Source organism: Amycolatopsis roodepoortensis (assembly GCF_014873915.1).
In the GTDB taxonomy this organism is placed as follows: Bacteria; Actinomycetota; Actinomycetes; order Mycobacteriales; family Pseudonocardiaceae; genus Amycolatopsis; species Amycolatopsis roodepoortensis.
This window is the reverse complement of record NZ_JADBEJ010000005.1, coordinates 437,884-460,299: the sequence shown is the minus strand read 5'-3', so window position 1 is coordinate 460,299 and position 22,416 is coordinate 437,884. Positions and strand designations below refer to the sequence as shown.

At 71.0% G+C, this 22,416-nt stretch carries 2 protein-coding genes; both read left to right on the top strand.

All coding sequences use genetic code 11. The features are described from left to right. Positions 1-4: 4 nt before the first annotated feature. Positions 5-22,210 (top strand): non-ribosomal peptide synthase/polyketide synthase, encoded by a 22,206-nt coding sequence (locus tag H4W30_RS21625; protein ID WP_192744513.1) that lies wholly within the window; start codon positions 5-7, stop codon positions 22,208-22,210. After that, positions 22,207-22,416: an MbtH family protein gene (locus H4W30_RS21620; RefSeq protein ID WP_007029404.1), complete on the top strand. Its 210-nt coding sequence runs from the start codon at positions 22,207-22,209 to the stop codon at positions 22,414-22,416. The genes H4W30_RS21625 and H4W30_RS21620 overlap by 4 nt, the downstream gene beginning before the upstream one ends.

Here is a 22,416-nt window from a genome sequence, read left to right as displayed (position 1 = left end):
CCCGATGAACCGCGGCTTTCCCCTGACCCCGGCACAGCAGGGGATCTGGCTCGCGCAGCAGCTCGACCCGGCCGACCCGGTCTACACGATCGGCTGGGTCGCCGAGCTTCGCGGCGACGTCGACATCGCCCGCCTGGGTGAAGCCGTCCGGCGGGCGGTCGCGGAGGCGGAATGCCTCCACGTCACGGTCGAGCTGGACGGCGACACGCCGGTCCAGCGTCCGGTCGCCCCCGGTGAGGTCGCGGTCCTCGACTTCACCGGTGAGCCCGATCCGGAGCGGGCCGCGGACGAGTGGGCGCGAGCCGAGCTCGCCGTGGTGACCGACCCCGCCCGGGGGCCGCTCACCGCGCACACGCTGCTCGTCCTGGCCGCGGACCGGGTCCGCTGGTTCCAGCGCTACCACCATCTGGTGATGGACGCGCACGGCCAGGCCGTCCTGACCCGTCGCGCGGCGGCCCATTACTCGGGCACCGCCGAGGAGGTCTCCTGGCCGCTTTCGGGGCTGGCCGAGCCGCGCTACGGCGCGGAAGCCGACCGCGACTATTGGTCCGCCGAGCTCGCGGGCAGGCCCAACCCGGTGCGGCTGCTCGGCCGCGCATCGTCCGGCCGGATCCGGCTCCGGCGGCATTCGTGGGAGCTGTCCGCGGCGAACGCGGGTCGCCTGCGGAAGTTCGCGCTCGACGCGGGAACGAGGCTGTCCCGTGTCGCGATCGCCGCGGTGGCGGCGTACGCCCACCGGGTGACCGGAGCCGAAGACGTCGTCCTCGGCCTGCCGGTCACCGCGCGGACCACCCGCGCCCTGCGTGAACAGCCGGGCATGGTCTCCAACGTCCTGCCGTTGCGCCTGGCGGTGCGCCCGGAGACGACGCCGGCGCAGCTCGTCGCCCAGGTCGCGGAGAAGGTGTCCGCGCTGCTGGAGCACAGCCGGTACCGCGGCGAGGACCTCGCGCGCGAACTCGGCGCGAGCGGCGGGGTGCACGAACTCGTCGGGCTGAGCGTGAACTACATGGCGGTGGACGGCGAGCTCGCGTTCGGCGCCGCGAGCGCGACGGTGCACAACCTCGAACTCGGGCCGATCAGCGACGTCGCCATCGCCGTGTACGACGCCGGCGAGGGACGCGGGCTCCGGTTCGACTTCGACGCCGACGAATCCGTGTCCTCCGACGACGAACTCGCCGATCACCGCCGCCGGTTCGCCGCGGTCCTGGACGCCCTGGTGGCGGGGCCGGACCTGCCACTGGCCGCGATCGACCTGCTCTCCGCCGAGGAACGCGACCGGGTCCTGGCGCTCGGGACGGCGGTCGCGGAGTCGCCGGAGGTTTCGTGGCCCGAGGCGTTCGCCCGGGTCGTGGCGCGGAAGCCGGACGCGGAGGCCGTCGTCTGCGAGGACGTCCGGATGACCTACGCGGAGGTCGACGCCGCCGCCAACCGGCTCGCCCGGCTGCTGCGGCGACGCGGCGTCGGTGACGAAGACGTCGTCGGCGTGGCGATGCCGCGGTCGGCCGATCTCGTCGTCGCGCTGCTCGGCGTGATGAAGGCCGGAGCCGCGTATCTCCCGCTCGACCTCGACCATCCCGAGGATCGCCTCGCGTACATGCTTTCGCACGCGGGTGCGGAGATCGTGGTGTCCACTGTGGAGGAAGCCGAGCAGCTGCCGTCCGGCGTGGACGTCGAGCGGATCCTTCTTGACGATCCCGAGACCGCCGCCGAGCTGGCGGCCCTCGATTCGTCCACTGTGGACGTGAGCGGGATCGCGCTGAGCCAGGCCGCGTATGTCATCTACACGTCGGGTTCGACGGGCAGGCCGAAGGGTGTGGTCCTGTCCCACGACGGGATCGGCAGCCTGATCAGTACGGCGACCGAGCGGATCGGCATCGGCGAGGACAGCCGGGTGGTGCAGTTCGCCTCCACCGGTTTCGACGTGACGGTCTGGGATCTGGTCATGTCGCTGTGCGTCGGCGGGACATTGATCGTGGTCCCGTCGCATCGCCGCGTCGCGGGCGTCGAGCTGACCGGCTACATCGCGGACAACGCGGCGACGCATATGATCCTGCCGCCGTCGCTGGTCGCGGCGCTGCCCTCGGACTGCGAACTGCCGAAGGGCGCGGTGCTGATCGTCGGCACCGAGACCGTCCCGCCGGAACTGATCGCGCGCTGGGCCGAAGACCTGCGGGTCGTCGCCGCGTACGGGCTGACCGAGGCGACGGTGAACTCGACGCTGTGGGCGGCCGAACCCGGCTGGAACGCGCCGATCCCGATCGGCGTCCCGGATCCGAACACCCGCTGCTATGTCCTCGACACCGCGCTGCGGCCGGTCCCGGTCGGCGTCGAGGGGGAGCTGTACGTCGGCGGGCGCGGTCTCGCGCGGGGCTACGCGGGCCGTCCTGGACTGTCGGCGGAACGTTTCGTCGCCGACCCGTTCGCCGGTGACGGCGCGCGGATGTACCGCACCGGCGACCGGGTCCGCTGGCGTGCGGACGGCAATCTCGACTTCCTCGGCCGGACCGATCACCAGGTCAAGATCCGCGGGTTCCGGATCGAACCGGGGGAGATCGAGTCCGCGCTCGCCACGTTCACCGGGGTCGAGCGGATCGCCGTCGTGCCCCGCGAGGTCAAGCCGGGCGACCGGCGGCTGGTGGCGTACGTCGTCCCGGCCACGGACGCGTCTCCGTCGCTGCTCAAGGACCTGCGCGCCCACGCGGAATCGGCGCTGCCGCACTACATGGTGCCGTCCGCGTTCGTGGACCTCGAGCGGCTGCCGATCATGCCGAACGGCAAACTCGACCGCACCGCCCTGCCCCTCCCGGACTTCGGCGCCGCCGCCACCGGACGCGCGCCGCGCACCGAGCGCGAGCGGATCCTGTGCGACGTCGCCGCGCGAGTCCTCGGTCTGGCTTCGTTCGGTGCCGACGACGACTTCTTCTCGCTCGGTGGCGACAGCATCCTGTCCATCCGGCTGGTGCTGGGCGCGGCGGACCACGGTCTCGCCATCACCCCGCGTCAGGTGTTCCAGCACCGGACTCCCGAGGCGCTTGCCACCTGTGCGGAGGCCGTCGTCGCCGAGTCCACTGTGGATGAGCGGCCGTTGCTGGAGCTGACCGGCGCGGAGCGGGCGTCGCTCGCCGAGTACGCCGACGTCCTGCCTGTGACGCCGTTGCAGGAAGGATTCTTCTTCCACGCCGAGTTCGAAGGCGGCCAGGCCGCGGACATCTACACGGTGCAGGAGGTGCTGGACCTCGAAGGCGACATCGACGCCGAAGCATTGCGCCGGTCGGCGCAGGCCCTGCTGGACCGGTATTCGTCCCTGCGGTCCGGTTTCCGGCAGCTCGACGGCGGCCAGGTCGTCCAGACGGTGACCCGGCACGCCGAACTGCCTTGGCGCGAGGTGGCCGCCGAAGACGCCGCGGAAGCCTTCGAGGCCGACCGCGCGCGCCGGTTCGACTTCGCCCGGCCGCCCCTGCTGCGGGCGACCTTCACCCGGCTCGGCGAGCGTCATGCCAAGCTGGCACTGACGTTCCACCACATCATCGCCGACGGCTGGTCGGTCGTGGTGCTGCTCCGTGAACTGCTGGCGGGTTACGAAGGTGCGAACACGGGCCCGGAGCCGGACACCCGCGCCGACCACCTGCGGCGGCTCGCGTCCCGTGATCATGAGGCTTCGCGCGAAGCCTGGCGCGCGGCATTGTCCGGAGCGGACGAACCCACTCGGCTGATCGAGGGGCAGCCAGGGCCTGCGAGGCAGCCGTCGCGGCTGCACCTGAACCTCGGCGAGCAGGCGACGAAGGCGTTGTCGGACATGGCTCGCGTGCACGGGCTCACCCTCGGCACCGTGCTGCACGGCGCGTGGGGTCTCCTGCTCGGCGGGCTCACCGGCCGCGACGACGTGCTGTTCGGCAGCACGGTTTCCGGCCGCGACAGCGGTGCCGCCGGGATCGAGTCGGCCGTCGGCCTCTACATCAACACAGTCCCGGTGCGGCTGCGCTGGTCGGGAGCCGAGACCGTCGCCGCCGTGCTGCGGCGGCTGCAAGGCGAGCAGGCGGCGTTGCTGGACCACCAGCATCTCGGCCTCGGCGAACTGCAGCGCATCGCCGGTGCCGGGCAGGAAGAACTGTTCGACACCCTCGTGGTCGTCGAGAACTTCCCGCGTGACGGCGAACGCGCGTCCGGAACCGTCCGGCTCACCGGCGTCGAGGTCACCGACGCGGTGCATTTCCCGGTCGCGCTGATCGTGACACCGGGTGAAGACCTGGAGTTCAGCCTCAAGTTCGACGCCGCGCGGATCGACGCGGTCGCGGCCGGACAGCTCGCCGAACGGTTCGCCCGCCTGCTGGAGACACTGACCGCGAACCCCGAACTGCCGGTCGCCGCCCTCGACCTGCTGTCGCCGGCCGAACGCGGCCGTCTGGCCGAGCTCAACGCGACCTCGCATCCGGTGCCCGAGCGAACGCTGGCCGAGGCCTTCGCCGAGCAGGTCGCCAAGACGCCGTCCGCGACGGCGGTGATCTTCAGGGACACCGAACTGTCCTATGCGGACCTCGACGCCCGCGCCGAGAACCTGGCTCGCAGGCTGCGCTCCCTGGGCGCGGGCCCCGAAGTGGTCGTCGCCGTCGCCGTGCCGAGGTCGGCCGAGCTGATGGTCGCGCTGCTGGGTGTCCTCAAGGCCGGGGCCGCCTACCTGCCGATCGACCTCGACTACCCGGCCGACCGGCTCGAGTACATGCTGGCCGATTCCGGTGCGCGTCTCGTGCTCTCCGAACCCGGCACGGCCGCGCGGATCCCGGTCGTCGACGGGCTGACGCAGGTCCCCGTCGCCGGCGAACCCGTCGATGACGTCCCCGGAGCGGCCGCCGGACCGGACAACACCGCCTACCTGATCTACACCTCCGGATCGACCGGGCGGCCGAAGGGCGTGGCCGTCACGCATCGCGCGATCGTCAACCGGCTCGCGTGGATGCAGCACGAGTACCGGCTCACGGCCGATGACCGCGTGCTGCAGAAGACTCCGTCGAGTTTCGACGTGTCGGTGTGGGAGTTCTTCTGGGCGCTGTGCGAGGGCGCCGCGGTGGTCCTGGCGGAGCCGGACGGTCACCGCGACCCCGCGTATCTCGCGCGGGTGATCCGGGAACGGCAGATCACCACCCTGCACTTCGTCCCGTCCATGCTCGCCGCGTTCCTCGGCAGCGACGAGGTCACCGGCGAGCTCGGATCGTTGCGCCGGGTGTTCTCCAGCGGCGAGGCGCTGACCGGCGAGATCGCCGCGCGATGGCGTTCGCTCACCGGCGTTCCGCTGCACAACCTCTACGGCCCCACCGAGGCGGCTGTGGACGTCACGTTCTTCGCCAGCACAGGTACCGAGGGCGCCACCGTGCCCATCGGCCGTCCCGTGTGGAACACGCGGGTGCACGTCCTTGACGGCTGTCTCCGTCCGGTACCCGACGGCGTGGCAGGCGAGCTGTACCTCGCCGGTGTCCAGCTGGCCCGCGGTTATCACGGACGGCCCGGCCTGACCGCCGAACGCTTCGTCGCCGACCCGTTCGGCGAACCCGGGCAGCGGCTGTACCGGACCGGCGACCTGGTGCGGCGCCGCGCCGACGGCGAGATCGAGTACCTCGGCCGCACCGACCGGCAGGTGAAGATCCGCGGCAACCGGATCGAACTCGGCGAGATCGAAGCCGTCCTCGTCGCGCTGCCGGAGGTCACGGCCGCCACGGTCGTCGCGAAGGACGGCGCGCTCGTCGGTTACGTCGTCGGCGATGTGGACCCGGAGCGGCTGCGTGCCGCCGTCAGCGAGGCGCTGCCGGCGCCGATGGTGCCGCAGGCGTTCGTCGTGCTCGACGAATTCCCCTTGACCCCCAGCGGAAAACTCGACGTCCGCGCCCTGCCCGCGCCCGAGGTCGGAAAAGCCGCCACCGTCCCGGAGAGTGATCAGGAACGGACCCTCGCGCGGATCTTCGCGGACGTCCTCGGCCTGGACTCTGTTGGTGCCGACGGCGACTTCTTCCTGCTGGGCGGCGACAGCATCTCGTCGATCGCCGTGTCGAGCCGCGCCCGGCGGGCCGGGTTCGAACTGAGCCCCAAGGACGTCTTCGAGCTCCGGACCCCGGCCGCGCTCGCCGCCTCCGCCGCACCTGCCGAGTCGGCGGCCGTCGCCGACGGTGTCGGCGCCCTGCCTCTCCTTCCCGAAGCGCTCAGGCTGCGGGAGCTCGGCGACGCGATCCAGCCGGAGTCCGTGCTGCTGAACGCGCCCGCCGGGGCCGACGTCGAGACGCTCGCCGCCGCCCTGCAACTCGTGCTCGACCACCACGACGGCCTGCGGCTGGAACTGTCGCGGGTCGCCTCGGTCCTGTGGTCGCTCGAAATCCGTCCACAAGGGACGGTGCAGGCGGCGGATCTTCTTCGGCACGCGACCGGATCCGTGGAGGACGAGTACCGCGACGCCGTCGACCGGTTGCCGGACAACCTGCTGCAGGCCGTCTGGTTCGACGAACCGGGCAGACTGCTCCTGGTCGCGCATCCGGTCCTGCTGGACGCGCGGAGCTGGACGACGCTGGCGGCCGATCTCGCGATCAGCTGGCAGGCCGTGACCGATGGCCGCCCGCCGGTGTTCACCCCGCTGCGGACGTCGCTGCGCACGATCGCCCGCCGGACCACCGACGAAGCGCAGGATCCCGCGCTGCTCGGCGAGATCGAGCAGTGGACCGAGGCCTTGGCGCCCGGCTCAGCCGAGATCTCCGGCGACGTCGCCGAACGTCGCATCACCTTGTCCGTCGAGGACACCCGGACGCTCGTCGGCGCGCTCCCGTCGGCCGTTCACGGTGACGTGACAGACGTCCTCCTGACGGCGCTGAAAGTCGCTGTCGACGGTGAACTGCTCGTCGATCTCCACGGCAGGGTGGACAGCTCCGACACGGTCGGCGCATTGACGTCTGTCCGTCCGGTGCGGATCACCGCCACCGGCGAACCGCTCGCGATGCTCAAGGCCGTCAAGGAGACCGTCCGGAAGACGCCCGAGGGTTACGGCCCGCTGCGGTACCTCAACGTCCAGACCGGACCGTTGCTCGCCGGGCTCCCGAAGCCGCGGATCGCGCTGCGCTACGACGGCCGTATCCCGGCCGGGCCGGGGGACTGGCAGGTCGCCGGGCACACGGCCGTGCCACCGTCCGGAGACCACGCCCTGCGGATCGGTGTCGCCTGCGAGGAGACCGCGGACGGGCCGAGGCTGACGGCGACGTTCGCTGGAGCGGGTGCGGCGCATGCCGACCGCTGGCTCGTGGCGATGCGCGAGCTGGCGGCGGTGGACACGGACGCGCCGGTGGGCCTCACGCCGTCCGACCTCGAACTCGTGTCGCTGACGCAGGAGGAGATCGCCCGTGTCGAGCGGGTCAGCCCGGTGCCCGTCGCCGACGTCTGGCCCCTGTCGCCGCTGCAGGAAGGTTTGTTCTTCCACTCCAGTTACAACTCCGACCGGGTCGACATCTACACGATCCAGGAGGCGATCGACTTCGATCAGCGCCTGGACGCCGGAAGGCTGCGAGCGGCGGTCTCCGCGCTGCTCCGGCGGATCCCGAGTCTCGGCGCCGGGTTCACCAGCGAGGGGCTGCGCGGGCCGGTGCAGTTCGTGGCGGCCGAGGTCGAACCCCCGGTGTCCGAAGTGGACCTTTCGGCGCTGCCCGAAGACAAACAGCAGGAACGCCTCGACGCCTTGATGGCCGAGGACCGCGCGACCCGGTTCGACCTCGGGGCGCCGCCGCTGTTCCGCCTGAAACTGGTGAGGCTCGGCGACGGACGCGACCGTGTGGTGCTGAACCGGCATCTGCTGCTCTGGGACGGCTGGTCCGCGTGGCTGTTCATCGAGCAGCTGTTCGCGCTGTACGACCTCGGCGGCGACGATCGTGCCCTCCCCGCCGCCGGGTCCTATGTGGACTTCCTGCGCTGGCTGGACCGGCAGGACATCGAGGCGGCCACGAACGCGTGGCGCGAGGCGCTGTCCGGTCTCGCGGAGCCGACGGTCATCGGACCGGAAGGCCGGGACCTGGTGCCGGCGACCCCGGTCAACCTGGACACCGTGCTCCCGCCGGAGCTGGGACGTGGGTTGCGTGCGCAGGCCAGAAGGCACGGCCTGACCGTCAACTCCGTGCTCAACGCCGCCTGGGGCCTGGTCCTGTCGACCATGACCGGGCGGACCGACGTCGTCTTCGGCGCCGCGGTCGCGGGCAGGCCCGCCGCCGTGCCCGACATCGAGAACACCATCGGGCTGTTCCTCAACACCGTACCCACCAGGGTGCGGCTCGACGCGGCCGAATCCGTCCTGGACCTGGTGCGGCGCTTGCAATCCGAGCGCATGGATCTCACACCGTACGAGTTCATGAGCCTCGGTGTCCTGCAACGGGAAGCCGGGCATCGCGTTCTGTTCGACACGCTCTTCGTGCTGCGCAACGCCGACGGCGACGAACGGCGCGACGGCCTGCGCCACCGGCACGGCATCACCGGACTGCTGAACATCGACGCCACGCATTACCCGCTGACGCTGGTGGTCACCCCGGGCGAGGAAATCCGGATCACGGTGTCCTATCGGGACGACGTGATCGACGCCGCCGAGGCCGCGTCGGTGCTGGACCGGTTCACGTCATTGGTCGCGCAGATCGTGGACGACCCGGCGAAACCGGTCGCCGCGCTCGCGACGGTATCCGCAGATGACCGTGCCGCGCTGGAGGCGGACTGGGCCGAGGCCGAGCACCCCGTCGTCGAGGACACGATCGCCGACCTGCTGGCCGTCCAGGCCGAGCGGACTCCGGACGCGACAGCCCTGGTGTTCGGTGAAGAACAGCTGACCTACGCCGAACTCGACGCGCGCATCAACCGGATGGCACGGCTGCTGCTGGCGAAGGGGGCCGCACCTGAGCAGGTGATCGCGCTCGGGCTGCCGCGGTCGATCGACATGGTCGTCGCGCTGTTCGCCGTGCTGCGGACCGGCGCGGCGTACCTGCCGCTGGAGCTCGACTACCCGGTCGAGCGGCTCACGGTGATGCTGGAGGACGCCAGGCCGCTGTGCCTGGTGTCCACAAAGGACGTCTCGGCGACAATTCCCGGCACAACGTCGCGGATCCTCGTCGACGACCACGAAGACAGGGCGTTCGGCGACGGCCCGATCTCCGACGCCGAACGCCCGCTGTTCGCGCGCAGCCGCGCGGACCGCATGGAGCACCCGGCGTACGTCATCTACACGTCGGGCTCGACCGGCAAGCCCAAGGGTGTGGTCACGCCGTACCGCGGCCTGACGAACATGCAGCTCAACCACCAGGGTGCCATCTTCGCCCCGGCCATCGCGTCCGCGGGCGGACGGCGGCTGCGGATCGCCCACACCGTGTCGTTCGCCTTCGACATGTCGTGGGAAGAACTGCTTTGGCTCGTGGAAGGGCACGAAGTCCACGTCTGCGACGAGGAACTGCGGCGGGACGCGCGGGCGCTCGTGGCGTACTGCGACGAGCACGAGGTCGACGTCGTCAACGTGACTCCGACGTACGCGCACCTGCTGATCGAGGAGGGGCTGCTGGACGGGCACCGGCCCGCGCTCGTCCTGCTCGGTGGCGAAGCGGTGTCCGAGTCGGTGTGGAACCGGCTGCGGGACACCGACGGGACGTACGGCTACAACCTGTACGGACCCACCGAATACACGATCAACACGCTCGGCGGCGGCACGACCGACAGCGACACCCCGACCGTCGGCAAGCCGATCTGGAACACGCGCGCCTACATCGTCGACGCGTGGCTCCGGCCGGTCCGCGACGGCGTCGCGGGTGAACTCTACATCGCGGGCGAGGGCCTGGCCCGCGGCTACCTCGGCCGTCCCGGCCTGACCGCCGAACGGTTCGTCGCCGACCCGTTCGTGCCCGGCGGCGGGCGGATGTACCGCACCGGTGACCTGGTGCGCCGCCGTCCGGACGGCAACCTCGACTTCCTCGGCCGTACCGACGACCAGGTCAAGATCCGGGGCTACCGCGTCGAACTCGGCGAGATCGAGACCGCGCTCAGCCGGTACCCGGAGGTCGCGCAGGCCGCCGTCATCGCGCGGCCGGACCCGTCCGCGCCCGGTCTGCAACGGCTCATCGGCTACGTCGTCCCGGCCGAACTGAGCGGGGACGCGCGAGCCGAGGCCGAAGCCGACCAGGTCGGCGAATGGCAGCAGATCTACTCCGACGAGTACACCGAGATCCCGACGGCGTTGTTCACCGAGGACTTCGCGGGCTGGGATTCCAGCTACGACGGCGACCCGATCCCGCTGGAGCACATGCGGGAATGGCGGCGGGCGACCGTCGACCGCATCGCCGAGCTGAAGCCGGAACGGGTGCTGGAGATCGGCGTCGGCACCGGTCTGCTCATGGGTCAGATCGCGCCGCTGGTCCAGGAGTACTGGGGCACCGACCTCGCCGCGCCGGTGATCGCGAAGCTGAACCGCGAGCTGGAGCAGGATCCCGCGCTGGCGGCCAAGGTGAATCTGCGCGCCCAGCCGGCGCACGTGTTCGACGGCCTGCCCGCCGGCCGGTTCGACACGATCGTGATCAACTCCGTCATCCAGTACTTCCCGAGCGTCGACTACCTGACCGACGTGATCACGAAGGCGATCGGCCTGCTCGCCCCTGGCGGCGCGCTGTTCGTCGGCGACGTCCGCAACCTGCGGCTCGCCCGCGCCTTCCACACCGCGATCCAGCTCACCCGCGCCGACGCGACCTCCGATGTCGCCCAGGTGCGGCGCGCGATCGAACGCGGTGCCGCGCTGGAGAAGGAACTGCTGATCGATCCGGATTACTTCACCGCGCTCGCGCGGCGGATGCCGGACGTCGCCGCGCAGGTCCGGATCAAACGGGCCCGCCTGCACAACGAGCTGAGCCGGTACCGCTACGACGCGGTGCTCGTGAAGAAACCCGCCGCGACGATGTCGGTCGCTCAGGCGCCACGACTGTCGTGGGACGAAGTGGGTTCCCTGGCCGCACTGGAGGACCGTCTTTCCGGCGTGGAAACGTTGCGGGTGAGCCGGATCCCGGACGCCCGGCAGGCCCCGGAGGTCGAGGCGACGAGGGCGCTGGACGCCGGCGCGCCGCTCATCGACGTCCTCGCGGTATTCGGTTCCTCCCGTGGTGTGGAGCCCGAGGATGTGCACGAACTCGGCGACCGGCTCGGGTTCCGGGTGTACTGCACGTGGTCGGCCGAGGGCGCGTTCGAAGCCGTGTTCGTCCACAAGGGACAGACGGAGGTGCTGGTCACCGGGGTGCATCAGCCAGTCTCGCTCAGCACGAACCTGGCCAAGTACGCCACGAGCCCGACGGCGGCCCGCGGCGGCGGCGAGCTGGTGCAGCGCCTGCGGGACAGGCTCAAGACGGAACTGCCGGACTACATGGTCCCGGCCGCCTTCGTCACGCTGGGCGCCCTGCCCCTGACCGACAACGGCAAGCTCAACACCCGGGCGCTCCCGGACGCCGAGCAGACGGTGCGGCTCGCCGAAAGCCGTCCGGCCGAGACCGCCGAGGAGGAGACGCTGTGCGCGCTCTTCGGCGAGGTCCTCGGGGTGGAAGGGGTCGGTGTCGAGGACAACTTCTTCGATCTCGGCGGCCATTCCCTGCTCGCCACCCGGCTCATCAGCCGGGCCAGGACCGAACTCGGCGCCGAACTGGCCATCCGTGACCTGTTCGAGGCACCGACGGTGGCCGAACTGGCCACCCGCGCGGGTGGCGGAGAACCGGCGCGGCCGCCGGTGGTCCGCGCCGAACGCCCCGAGCGGATCCCTCTTTCGGCGGCCCAGCGCAGCCTGTGGCTCGTGGACCGGATGGAAGCGAACGCGGTCGCGTACAACTTCCCGCTGACCTTCCGCCTGCGCGGTGACCTGGACCTCGAAGCGCTGCGCGCGGCACTCGGCGACGTGCTCGGCAGGCACGAGGTCCTGCGGACCGTGCTCGCCGAGCACGACGGCGAGCCCTACCAGCGTGTTCTGGACGCGCCGGAGATCCCGTTCGCCGTCGAGGAGTGCGACAAGGGCGGCCTGGCCGCGCGGATCGCCGAACTTTCGCGGACGCCGTTCGACCTGGCGAGGGAAATCCCCGTCCGGCTGCGGGTACTGCGTCTCGGCGAGCGTGACCAGGTGATCTCACTGGTCCTGCACCACAGCGCGACCGACGAATGGTCGGACCGGCCGTTCCTGGACGACCTGACCTCGGCCTATCGGGCGCGGCTCGGTGGAGACAGTCCAGTGTGGACGGATCTGCCGGTGCAGTACGCCGACTTCGCGTTGTGGCAGAGGGACTTCCTCGATCAGCGCGGAGCCGCCCAGGTCGCTTTCTGGGCCGAATCTCTTCGCGGGGCGCCGGACGAGCTGACCTTGCCGCTGGACCGCCCGCGTCCGCTCCAGCCGACGGGCAAGGGCGGCAAGGTCAAGTCCCCGCTGTCGGAGGAACTATCGGCCGCGGTGCGTGACCTGGCGGCGAAGGCGGGTGCGAGCCCGTTCATGGTGCTTCAGGCGGCGGTGGCCGCTTTGCTGCACCGGACCGGCGCCGGGGACGACGTCCCGCTGGGCGCGCCGATCGCCGGGCGCACCGACGCGGCGCTCGACGACCTCGTCGGGTTCTTCGTGAACACGCTGGTGCTGCGGACCGATCTGTCCGGCGAGCCGACGTTCGCCGCCCTGCTCGACCGGGTCCGCGAGGCCGACCTCGCCGCGTTCTCTCACGGCGATCTGCCGTTCGAGCGCGTGGTCGAGGAGCTGAACCCGCCCCGGGTGCCGGGGCGCAACCCGCTCTTCCAAGTGATGGTGGGCTACCACCGGCAGAGCGGCGCGCGCGACGTGCTCGGGCTGCCCGCCGAGTGGTTCGAGATGGACACCGGCATGGCGAAGTTCGACCTGCACTTCACGATGGTCGACGACGGCACCACCGCCACGCTGATGCTGGAGTACGCCGAGGATCTCGCCGACGAGACGACGGCCGAGCGCTTGCTGGCCAGGCTGACGTCGCTGCTGGAGCAGGTCACGGCCGAGCCGGAGCGGCCCGTCGCGGCGCTCGACGTCCTCGTCGGCGACGAACACGCGCGGGTGACCGAGTGGAACCGCATGGCCCGTGAAATACCGGTCGCGACGTTGCCGGAGTTGTTCGAGGCGCAGGTGGCGCGGACGCCGGACGCTCCTGCCGTGGTGTTCGAGGACTCCGAGTTGTCGTATGCGGAGTTCGACGCACGGGCGAACCGGCTCGCGCGGTGGCTGGTCGAGCAGGGTGTGGGTGCGGAGTCGGTGGTGGCGGTGTCGTTGCCGCGGTCGATCGACCTGGTCGTCGCTCTCTACGCGGTGCACAAGGCCGGTGGCGCCTACCTGCCGGTCGACCGGGACTATCCGGCCGATCGCATCGCGTTCATGCTCGAAGACGCCGCGCCTGCGGTCGTTCTCGACGAATTGCCGGTTTTGGACGGCTACTCCGGTGAGGCTCTGGGGCGGGTGGTGGATCCGTCGTCTCCGGCGTACGTGATCTACACGTCGGGTTCGACGGGACGCCCCAAGGGTGTGGTGGTGCCGCATTCCGGCATCGTGAACCGCCTGCTGTGGATGCAGGACGAGTACGGCCTCACCGCCGATGATCGGGTGTTGCAGAAGACTCCGTCGAGTTTCGACGTGTCGGTGTGGGAGTTCTTCTGGCCGCTGATCACCGGCGCGACGCTGGTCGTCGCCAAACCCGAGGGGCACAAGGACCCGGCGTACCTCGCCGAGCTGATCCGCACCGCCGGGATCACCACCGTCCACTTCGTCCCGTCGATGCTCGCGCTGTTCCTGGAAACCGCCGAATGTACGGGCCTGCGGCGCGTGATCTGCAGTGGCGAGGCGCTGCCGTCCGAGCTGGCCGCACGCGTGGACGTCCCGCTGTACAACCTCTACGGCCCGACCGAGGCGTCCGTCGACGTGACGGCCTGGCGAGCCGGTGCCGAGACGACGCCGTCGGTCCCGATCGGGCGTCCGGTGTGGAACACGCGGACGTACGTGCTGGACCCCCGGCTGAACCCCGTCCCGCCGGGGGTCCCCGGTGAGCTCTACCTCGCCGGCGTGCAGCTCGCTCGCGGGTACCTGGCTAGGCCGGGTCTCACGGCCGAGCGGTTCGTCGCCGACCCGTTCGGCGGCCCGGGGGAGCGCATGTACCGCACCGGGGACCTCGCGCGCTGGTCGGACGACGGCGTGCTGGAGTTCCTGGGCCGGGTCGACGACCAGGTCAAGATCCGCGGCTTCCGGGTCGAACTCGGCGAGGTCGAAGCCGCCTTGGCCGCTTTCGTCACGCGCGCCGTGGTCGTCGCTCGCGAAGACCGGTTGGTCGCCTATGTCGTCGGGTCCGCCGACGGCCTGCGGGAGGCGGTGGCGGCGAAGCTGCCGGAGCACATGGTGCCGTCGGCGTTCGTCGTCCTCGACGAGATCCCGTTGACCCCGAACGGCAAACTCGACCGCAAGGCCCTGCCCGCGCCGGAGTTCGCGACCACCGAAGGCCGCGAGCCGCGAAACGCGCGGGAAGTGGCCCTGTGCGCGCTGTTCGCCGACGTGCTCGGGGTCGAGCGGGTCGGGATCGACGACGGGTTCTTCGCCCTCGGCGGCCATTCGCTGCTGGTGATGCGCCTGGTCAGCCGGATCTCGGCGAGCCTGGACGCCACGGTGTCGGTCCGTGACGTCTTCGACGCCCCCACTGTCGCCGCGCTGGCCGAACGGCTCTCGGACCCGTCCGCGCAACCGGCCCTGAGCGCCGGGAACCGGCCGGACGTACTGCCGCTTTCGCCCGCGCAGCAACGGTTGTGGTTCCTGTACCGGCTCGAAGGGATCACGGCCACCTACAACATCCCGCTCGCCTGGCGTCTGCACGGCGAGCTGGATGTGGACGCACTGCGCGCGGCGATCGGCGACCTCGTCGAACGGCACGAACCACTCCGGACCGTGTTCGCCGAGGAGAACGGCGTCGCGGCGCAGCGGATCCTGGGCGACGTGCGTCCGGAAGTCCGTTTCGAGGAAGCCGGAGACCTTCCGACGCGGTTGGCGGCCGAGGCCGGTCGCGGATTCGCGCTCGACGAGGAACTCCCGATCCGGGCCACGGTCTTCGCCGTCTCGCCGCGGGAACATGTCCTGCTGCTGGTGATCCACCACGTGGCGACGGACGAGTGGTCACAGGGGCCGCTGATGGCGGACCTCGCCACGGCGTACGAGGCTCGTGCTGCGGGCATCGCTCCACAGTGGACTAACTTGCCCGTCCAGTACGCGGATTACGCCCTGTGGCAACGGGAACTGCTCGACTCGACGGCTCCCGCGCACCTCGGCTTCTGGCGGGACACGCTGGCAGGGTTGCCGGTCGAACTGGCTCTGCCCACGGACCGGCCACGCCCTGCCGAGTCGAGCCACCGCGGTGGTCTCGTCACTTTCCCGATCGACGGCGGGCTCACCGAGCGCCTGCGCGCGGTCGCCCGGCGGCACGACGTCAGCATGTTCATGCTGGCGCAGGCCGCGGTCGCGGCACTGCTGCACCGGCTCGGCGCCGGGGACGACATCCCGCTCGGCGCGCCGAGCTCCGGCCGCGTCGACGAACGGCTGGAGCCGCTGATCGGCTTCTTCGTCAACTCGCTCGTACTGCGCACCGACCTGTCCGGGGACCCGTCGTTCGGCGACCTGCTCTCCCGGGTGCGCGCGAACGACCTCGCCGCCTTCGAACACCAGGACCTGCCGTTCGAGCGCCTGGTCGACGCGGTGAACCCGGAACGTTCGCTGGCCAGGCACCCGCTGTTCCAGGTGATGGTGGTCTACCTGCCCGAAGCCGAGGCCGGGCTGAAGCTGCCCGGTCTTCGCGCGGTCCAGGAAGAGTTCGCGCAGGGCGTCGCCAAGTTCGACCTCGAGTTCGGGTTCCTGGAGAACGGTGACGGGATCGCGGGCGCCATCGAGTACAGCGCCGATCTGTTCGACCACGGCACGGCCGAGTCGTTCGCGCGGCGGCTGGTCGCCGTCCTGGACCAGGTGGCAGCCGATCCGGCGATCCCGGTCGGCGAACTCGATCTCCTCGGCGAGGACGAGCGCACGCGGCTCGGGCGCTGGAACGACACCGCGCACGACGTCCCGCCGACCACACTGCCGGAGTTGTTCGAGGCGCAGGTGGCGCGGACGCCGGATGCTCCCGCTGTGGTGTTCGAGGGCGTCGAGCTGTCGTATGCCGAGTTCGACGTACGGGCGAATCAACTGGCGCGGTGGCTGGTCGAGCAGGGCGTGGGCGCGGAGTCGGTGGTGGCGGTGTCGCTGCCGCGATCGCTCGATCTCGTCGTCGCGCTGTATGCCGTGCACAAGGCGGGCGCGGCGTATCTGCCGCTCGACACGGACTACCCGGCCGACCGCATCGCGTTCATGCTCGAAGACGCCGCGCCCGCGGTCGTTCTCGACGAGTTGCCGGTTTTGGACGGCTACTCCGGTGAGAGTCTGGGGCGGGTGGTGGATCCGTCGTCTCCGGCGTACGTGATCTACACGTCCGGCTCGACCGGTCGTCCGAAGGGTGTGATGGTGCCGCACGAGGGCATCGTGAACCGGTTGCTGTGGATGCAGGACGAGTACGGCCTCACCGCCGATGATCGGGTGTTGCAGAAGACGCCGTCGAGTTTCGACGTGTCGGTGTGGGAGTTCTTCTGGCCGCTGATCACCGGCGCGACGCTGGTGGTCGCCAAACCGGACGGCCACCGCGACCCGGCGTATCTCGAAGCACTGATCCGGGACGAGCGGATCACGACGCTGCACTTCGTCCCGTCGATGCTGGAGGCGTTCCTCGCCGAAGAGCCGTCGTGGCATGGAGTCCGCCGCGTCCTGTGCAGTGGCGAGGCACTGTCGCCGGAGTTGGCGGCTCGCGTGGATGTCCCGCTGCACAACCTCTACGGGCCGACAGAGGCATCGGTGGACGTGACCTCCTGGGAGGTCGTCGATGACACTGTCTCTATTGGACGTCCGGTGTGGAACACCCAGGTCCACGTGCTCGACTCCCGGCTGCGGCCGGTGCCGCCGGGCGTGGCGGGCGAGCTGTACCTGGCGGGCGCGCAGCTCGCGCGCGGCTATCTCGGCCGGGCCGGGCTGACCGCCGAGCGGTTCGTGGCGAACCCGTACGCGGCCGGGGAGAGGATGTACCGCACAGGCGATCTCGCGCGGTGGCGGTCCGACGGCGCGCTCGACTACCTCGGCCGGGCCGACGACCAGGTCAAGCTGCGCGGCTTCCGGATCGAGCTGGGCGAGATCGAGTCCGTGCTCTCCGCCCGCGTGGTCCTGCGCGACGGCAGGCTCGTCGCGTACCTGACCGGGGAGGCGGATGTCGAGGCGGCGCGGCGGCTCGCGGAGGCCACGCTGCCGGAGTACATGGTGCCGTCGGCGTTCGTGGTGCTGGACGCGTACCCGTTGACGCCCAACGGGAAGCTCGACCGCAAGGCGCTGCCCGCCCCGGACTTCTCCGGCGAGGTCACCGGCGACGCCCCGCGCACCCCACGCGAGGAACTGCTGGCGACGCTCGTCGCCGGCGTGCTCGGCCTGGACAAGGTGGGCATCCACGACGACTTCTTCCGTCTCGGCGGGGACAGCATCGTCGCGATGCAGCTGGTCGGCCGCGTGCGGAGCGCCGGGCTGATGCTGAGCCCGCGTGACGTCTTCCGGCACCGGACCGTCGCGGCCCTGGCCGAGGTCAGCTCGGTGAGGCTCGACGCGCCGACGACCAGAAAGCCGTTGGTGGAGCTCGACGCGGCCGAGCAGGCGGAGGTCCTCGACGTCGCGCCGGACACGGCCGAGGTGTGGCCGCTGACGCCGTTGCAGGCCGGGCTGCTCTTCCACGCGACGATGGACGGCGGCGGACCCGACGTCTACACCGTCCAGGTGTCGTTCGATCTCGACGGGCCGCTCGATCCGGCGCGACTGCGTGACGCCGCGCAGTCGCTCGTGGACCGGCACGCCATCCTGCGCACCGGCTACCGGTACCTCGCGTCCGGCCGTCCTGTGGCGCTGGTGGCGCGTTCGGTCACCGTTCCGTGGCGTTTCATGGCCTCGGCCGACGACGCCGAGGCCGAGCTGGCCCACGACCGGCGCCGCTTCGACCCGGCCGCCGCGCCGCTGCTGCGGTTCCTGCTCCTGGCCTTGCCGGACGGACGGCACCGGCTGGTGTTCACCCACCAGCACGTGCTGCTCGACGGCTGGTCGGTGCCGCAGCTGTTCGCCGAGCTGTCCCAGCTGTACGCCGGGGCCGAGCCGGCGCCCACCCGTCAGTTCCGCGACCATCTCGGCTGGCTCGGGGAACAGGACCGGGAGGCGGCCGAAGCCGCTTGGCGGCAGGCGCTCGACGGCCTGACCGAGCCGACGCATCTGGTCCCGCACGACCCGCAGCGGGTCCCGGCCCTGCCGGAGCGGTTGTCGCTGGAGCTATCGGAGCAGGCGACCGATGCACTGTCCACAGTGGCCCGCTCGCGTGGCCTGACGCTGAACACGCTCGTCCAGACCGCCTGGAGCATCGTGCTCGGCAGGTTGACCGGCCGCTCGGACGTCGTGTTCGGCGCGACGGTCGCCGGGCGCCCGCCCGAACTGGCCGGGGTCGAGCGGATGATCGGCCTGTTCATCACCACGATCCCGGTGCGGATCGCGCTCGACCCGGCCGAAAAGCTGGGTGATCTGCTCGACCGGGTCCAGGACGAGCAGTCCGGTTTGCTGGCACACCAGCACTTCGGGCTCGCCGACATCCAGCGCGTCGCCGGGCTGGGGGAGCTGTTCGACACGCTGATGGTGTTCGAGAGCTACCCCGGCGCGGACGAAGACGAGACCGGTGCCGGGTTGCGCGGGGAGATCGTGCGCCACGAGGACTCCACGCACTATCCGCTCACCTGGGCGGTGGAACCCGGCACCCGGCTGAAGCTCACCGCCGAGTACCGCTCCGACCTGTTCGACCCCGGCCTGCCGGAGCGGCTTCTCCCCGCGATGGAACGCGTGCTCGCCGCGATGGTGTCCGATGTGGACGCACCGGCCGGTAGGGTCGACACCCTGGCGAAGGCCGATTTCGAGCGGATCGTGCGGGACTGGAACGACACGGCACTCGCCGTCGAACCGTCCACTGTGGCCGGCCTGTTCGAGGCACAGGTGCGGCGTTCACCGGACGCGACGGCGGTGGTCTCGGGCGAGGTCGCCTTGACCTTCGCCGAATTCAACGAGCGCGCGAACCGGCTCGCCAGGGCCTTGGTCGCCCACGGTGTGGGCCCAGAGGACTTCGTCGCCTTGGCGTTGCCGCGTTCGGCGGACGTACTGCTGGCGATCCTCGCGGTCCACAAGGCGGGCGCGGCGTACCTGCCGCTCGACCCGGACCACCCGGCCGAGCGGCTGGCCGCGATGCTCGCCGACGCGCGGCCCAAGGTGATCCTGACCGAGCCCGAGCTGCTGGAGTCGTTGCCCCGGGCCGAGATCGAGACGCTGGCGCTGTGCGCGCTCGTCACCGAGGACCGGCAGGCGCACGACCTGACCGATCGTGACCGGGTCCGCCCGCTCGACCCGGAGCATCCGGCGTACGTGATCTACACGTCCGGCTCGACCGGGACGCCCAAGGGGGTCGTCGTCCCGCATCGCGGCGTGGTGAACCTGTTCCACAGCCACCGCGCCACCCTGCACCGGCCCGCGGTCGAGGCCACCGGCAAACCGCACCTGCGGGTGGGACACGCGTGGTCGTTCTCCTTCGACGCCTCGTGGCAGCCGCAACTGTGGCTGCTCGACGGGCACGCCGTGCACATCGTGGACGAGGAGACCCGGCGCGACCCCGAACTGCTGGCCGCGATGATCGAGCGGGACGGCTTCGACTTCATCGAGGTCACGCCGTCGTTCTTCGCGCAGATGGCGGACGCGGGGCTGCTCGACGGCGACCGGTGCCCGCTCGCCGTGATCGGTGTCGGCGGTGAGGCGGTGCCCGAGAGCCTGTGGCGTCGCCTGGCCACTTTGGACGGAACCGCGGCGTTCAACCTGTACGGCCCGACCGAGTCCACAGTGGACGCGCTCGTCGCGAGAATCGGTGACAGCGAGAAACCGCTGGTCGGCAGGCCGGTCGCGAACACCCGTGCCTACGTGCTGGACGCGGCACTGCGGCCCGTGCCGCCAGGCGTCACCGGCGAGCTGTACCTCGCCGGTTCCGGGCTCGCCCGGGGTTACCTCGGGCGAGCGGCGCTGACGTCTGAGCGGTTCGTCGCGGACCCGTTCGGCCCGGCGGGGGCCCGGATGTACCGGACCGGTGACCTCGCCCGCTGGACCGCGGACGGTCGGCTGGACTTCGGCGGGCGCGCCGACGATCAGGCGAAGATCCGCGGGTTCCGGGTCGAACCCGGCGAGGTCGAGGCCGTGCTCGAACGGCACGAGGACGTCACGCAGGCGGTCGTCCTCGTGCGTGAGGACCGTCCGCGGGTCAAGCAACTGGTGGCGTACGTGGTGTCCACTGTGGATCGGGAGGAGTTGCGGCGGTTCGCGGCCGAGGCGCTGCCGGACTACATGGTGCCGGTGGCGTTCGTCTCGGTCGACGCGCTTCCCGTGCTGTCCAACGGGAAGCTGGACCGCAAGGCGCTGCCCGCCCCGGATTACACGGAGCTGGCAGGCGGCAGGGCGCCCGTGACCGCGCGGGAGAAGGCGCTGTGCGCGCTCTTCGCGGAGGTGCTCGACGTTCCGGACCTCGGTGCCGACGACGACTTCTTCGCCCTCGGCGGGGACAGCATCGTCGCGATGCGGCTGGTCAGCCGGGCACGTGCGGCCGGGCTGAAGATCACCCCGCACGACGTCTTCGCAGGCCGGACCGTCGAGGCGCTGGCCGAGGTCGCCGAGAACATCGAGGACGACGGCACGGTCGCGCTCACGCCGATCATGCACGCGCTGCGCGAACTCGGCGGCCCGATCGGCGGGTACCACCAGGCGGCGTTGCTGCGGACGCCGTCCGGCATGACCGGTGACCAGCTGAAGACCGTGCTCGGCGCGGTCGTCGCGCGGCACGACATGCTGCGCGCGCGGCTCGACCGGTCGGTGGACGGCTGGGCGCTCCGGGTGGCCGAATCCGTCGATGTCCGTATCGAACGTGTCGAGGTCGAAGGTGATCTGTTCGCGCTGATCGAGCGGCACGCCGAACCGGCTCGTGCCCGGCTGGACCCGGACGCCGGCGTGATGTTGAGCGCGACGTGGTTCGACGCGGGGCCGTCGGCGCCCGGACGGTTGCTGCTGATGATCCATCATCTGGCCGTCGACGGTGTCTCGTGGCGGATCCTGTTGCCGGATCTCGCTTCCGCATGGGACGCGGTCGCGGTCGGCAGGTCGCCGGAGCTATCCACTGTGGACACCTCGTTCCGGCGATGGTCGCGGGCTCTGTCCGCCCAGAACCGGACGGGCGAGCTGGACCGCTGGAAGTCGGTACTGGGAGGCGGGGATCCGATCCCGCTGGACCGGCCGCTCGACCCCGCCCGGGACGTGGCGGCGACCGTGAAGAAGGTGTCGCTGACATTGCCCGCCGAGCGGACGGCCCCGCTGCTGTCCCGTGCGAGCATCAACGACGTCCTGCTCACGGGCCTCGCCCTCGCCGTCGCCCGGTGGCGCCGGGACGGGGGACAGGCGGTGCTGGTCGACGTCGAGGGGCACGGCCGCGAAGAGCAACTCGCTGGTGGAGCGGACCTTTCGCGGACGGTCGGCTGGTTCACCAGCGTCGTCCCGGTGTGCCTGGACCTTGGCGACCTCGACCTCGACGACGCGTTCGCGGGTGGGGCGGCCGCCGGTGAGGCGCTCGAACGGGTCCGGGCGCACCTCGACGGGCTGCCGGACGGCGGAATCGGGCACGGTCTGCTCCGGTACCTCGACCCGCACACCGGCCCTGAGCTCGCGAAATTAGCGAAGCCGCAGATCGAGTTCAACTACCTGGGCCGGATCGGTGTCCCCGAGGCGACCGACTGGTCGTACGCCTCGGAGGCCGAGGCGGCCGAACTCGGCCCTGACGACGGGATGCCGGTCTCGCACGCGCTGACGGTCAACGTCGTGACCGAGGACCGCCCCGGCGGCCCCGAACTGGGCGCACACTGGTCCTGGCCGGAGGCCGTGCTCACCGAAGACTCGGTGCGGGAACTCGCGGAAGGCTGGTTCCTCGCGCTGGACGCGCTCATCCGCCGGGCTGATTCACCGGCCACGAAGAAGGAGAACAAGGAATGACGAACCCGTTCGAGAACCCCGACGGCACGTACCTGGTGCTCGTCAACGACGAGGGTCAGCACAGCCTGTGGCCCGAGTTCGTCGAGGTCCCGGCGGGCTGGACGACGAAGTTCGGCCCGGCCTCGCGTCCGGAGTGCCTCGAATACGTCGAGACCAACTGGACGGACCTGCGGCCCGCTTCGCTCGTCAAGGCCATGGAGTCCTGA

Excerpts from the sequence above, each read along its gene's own strand:
- H4W30_RS21625 (WP_192744513.1), top strand. The coding sequence starts at position 5 with ATGAACCGCGGCTTTCCCCTGACCCCGGCACAGCAGGGGATCTGGCTC.
- H4W30_RS21620 (WP_007029404.1), top strand. The coding sequence starts at position 22,207 with ATGACGAACCCGTTCGAGAACCCCGACGGCACGTACCTGGTGCTCGTC.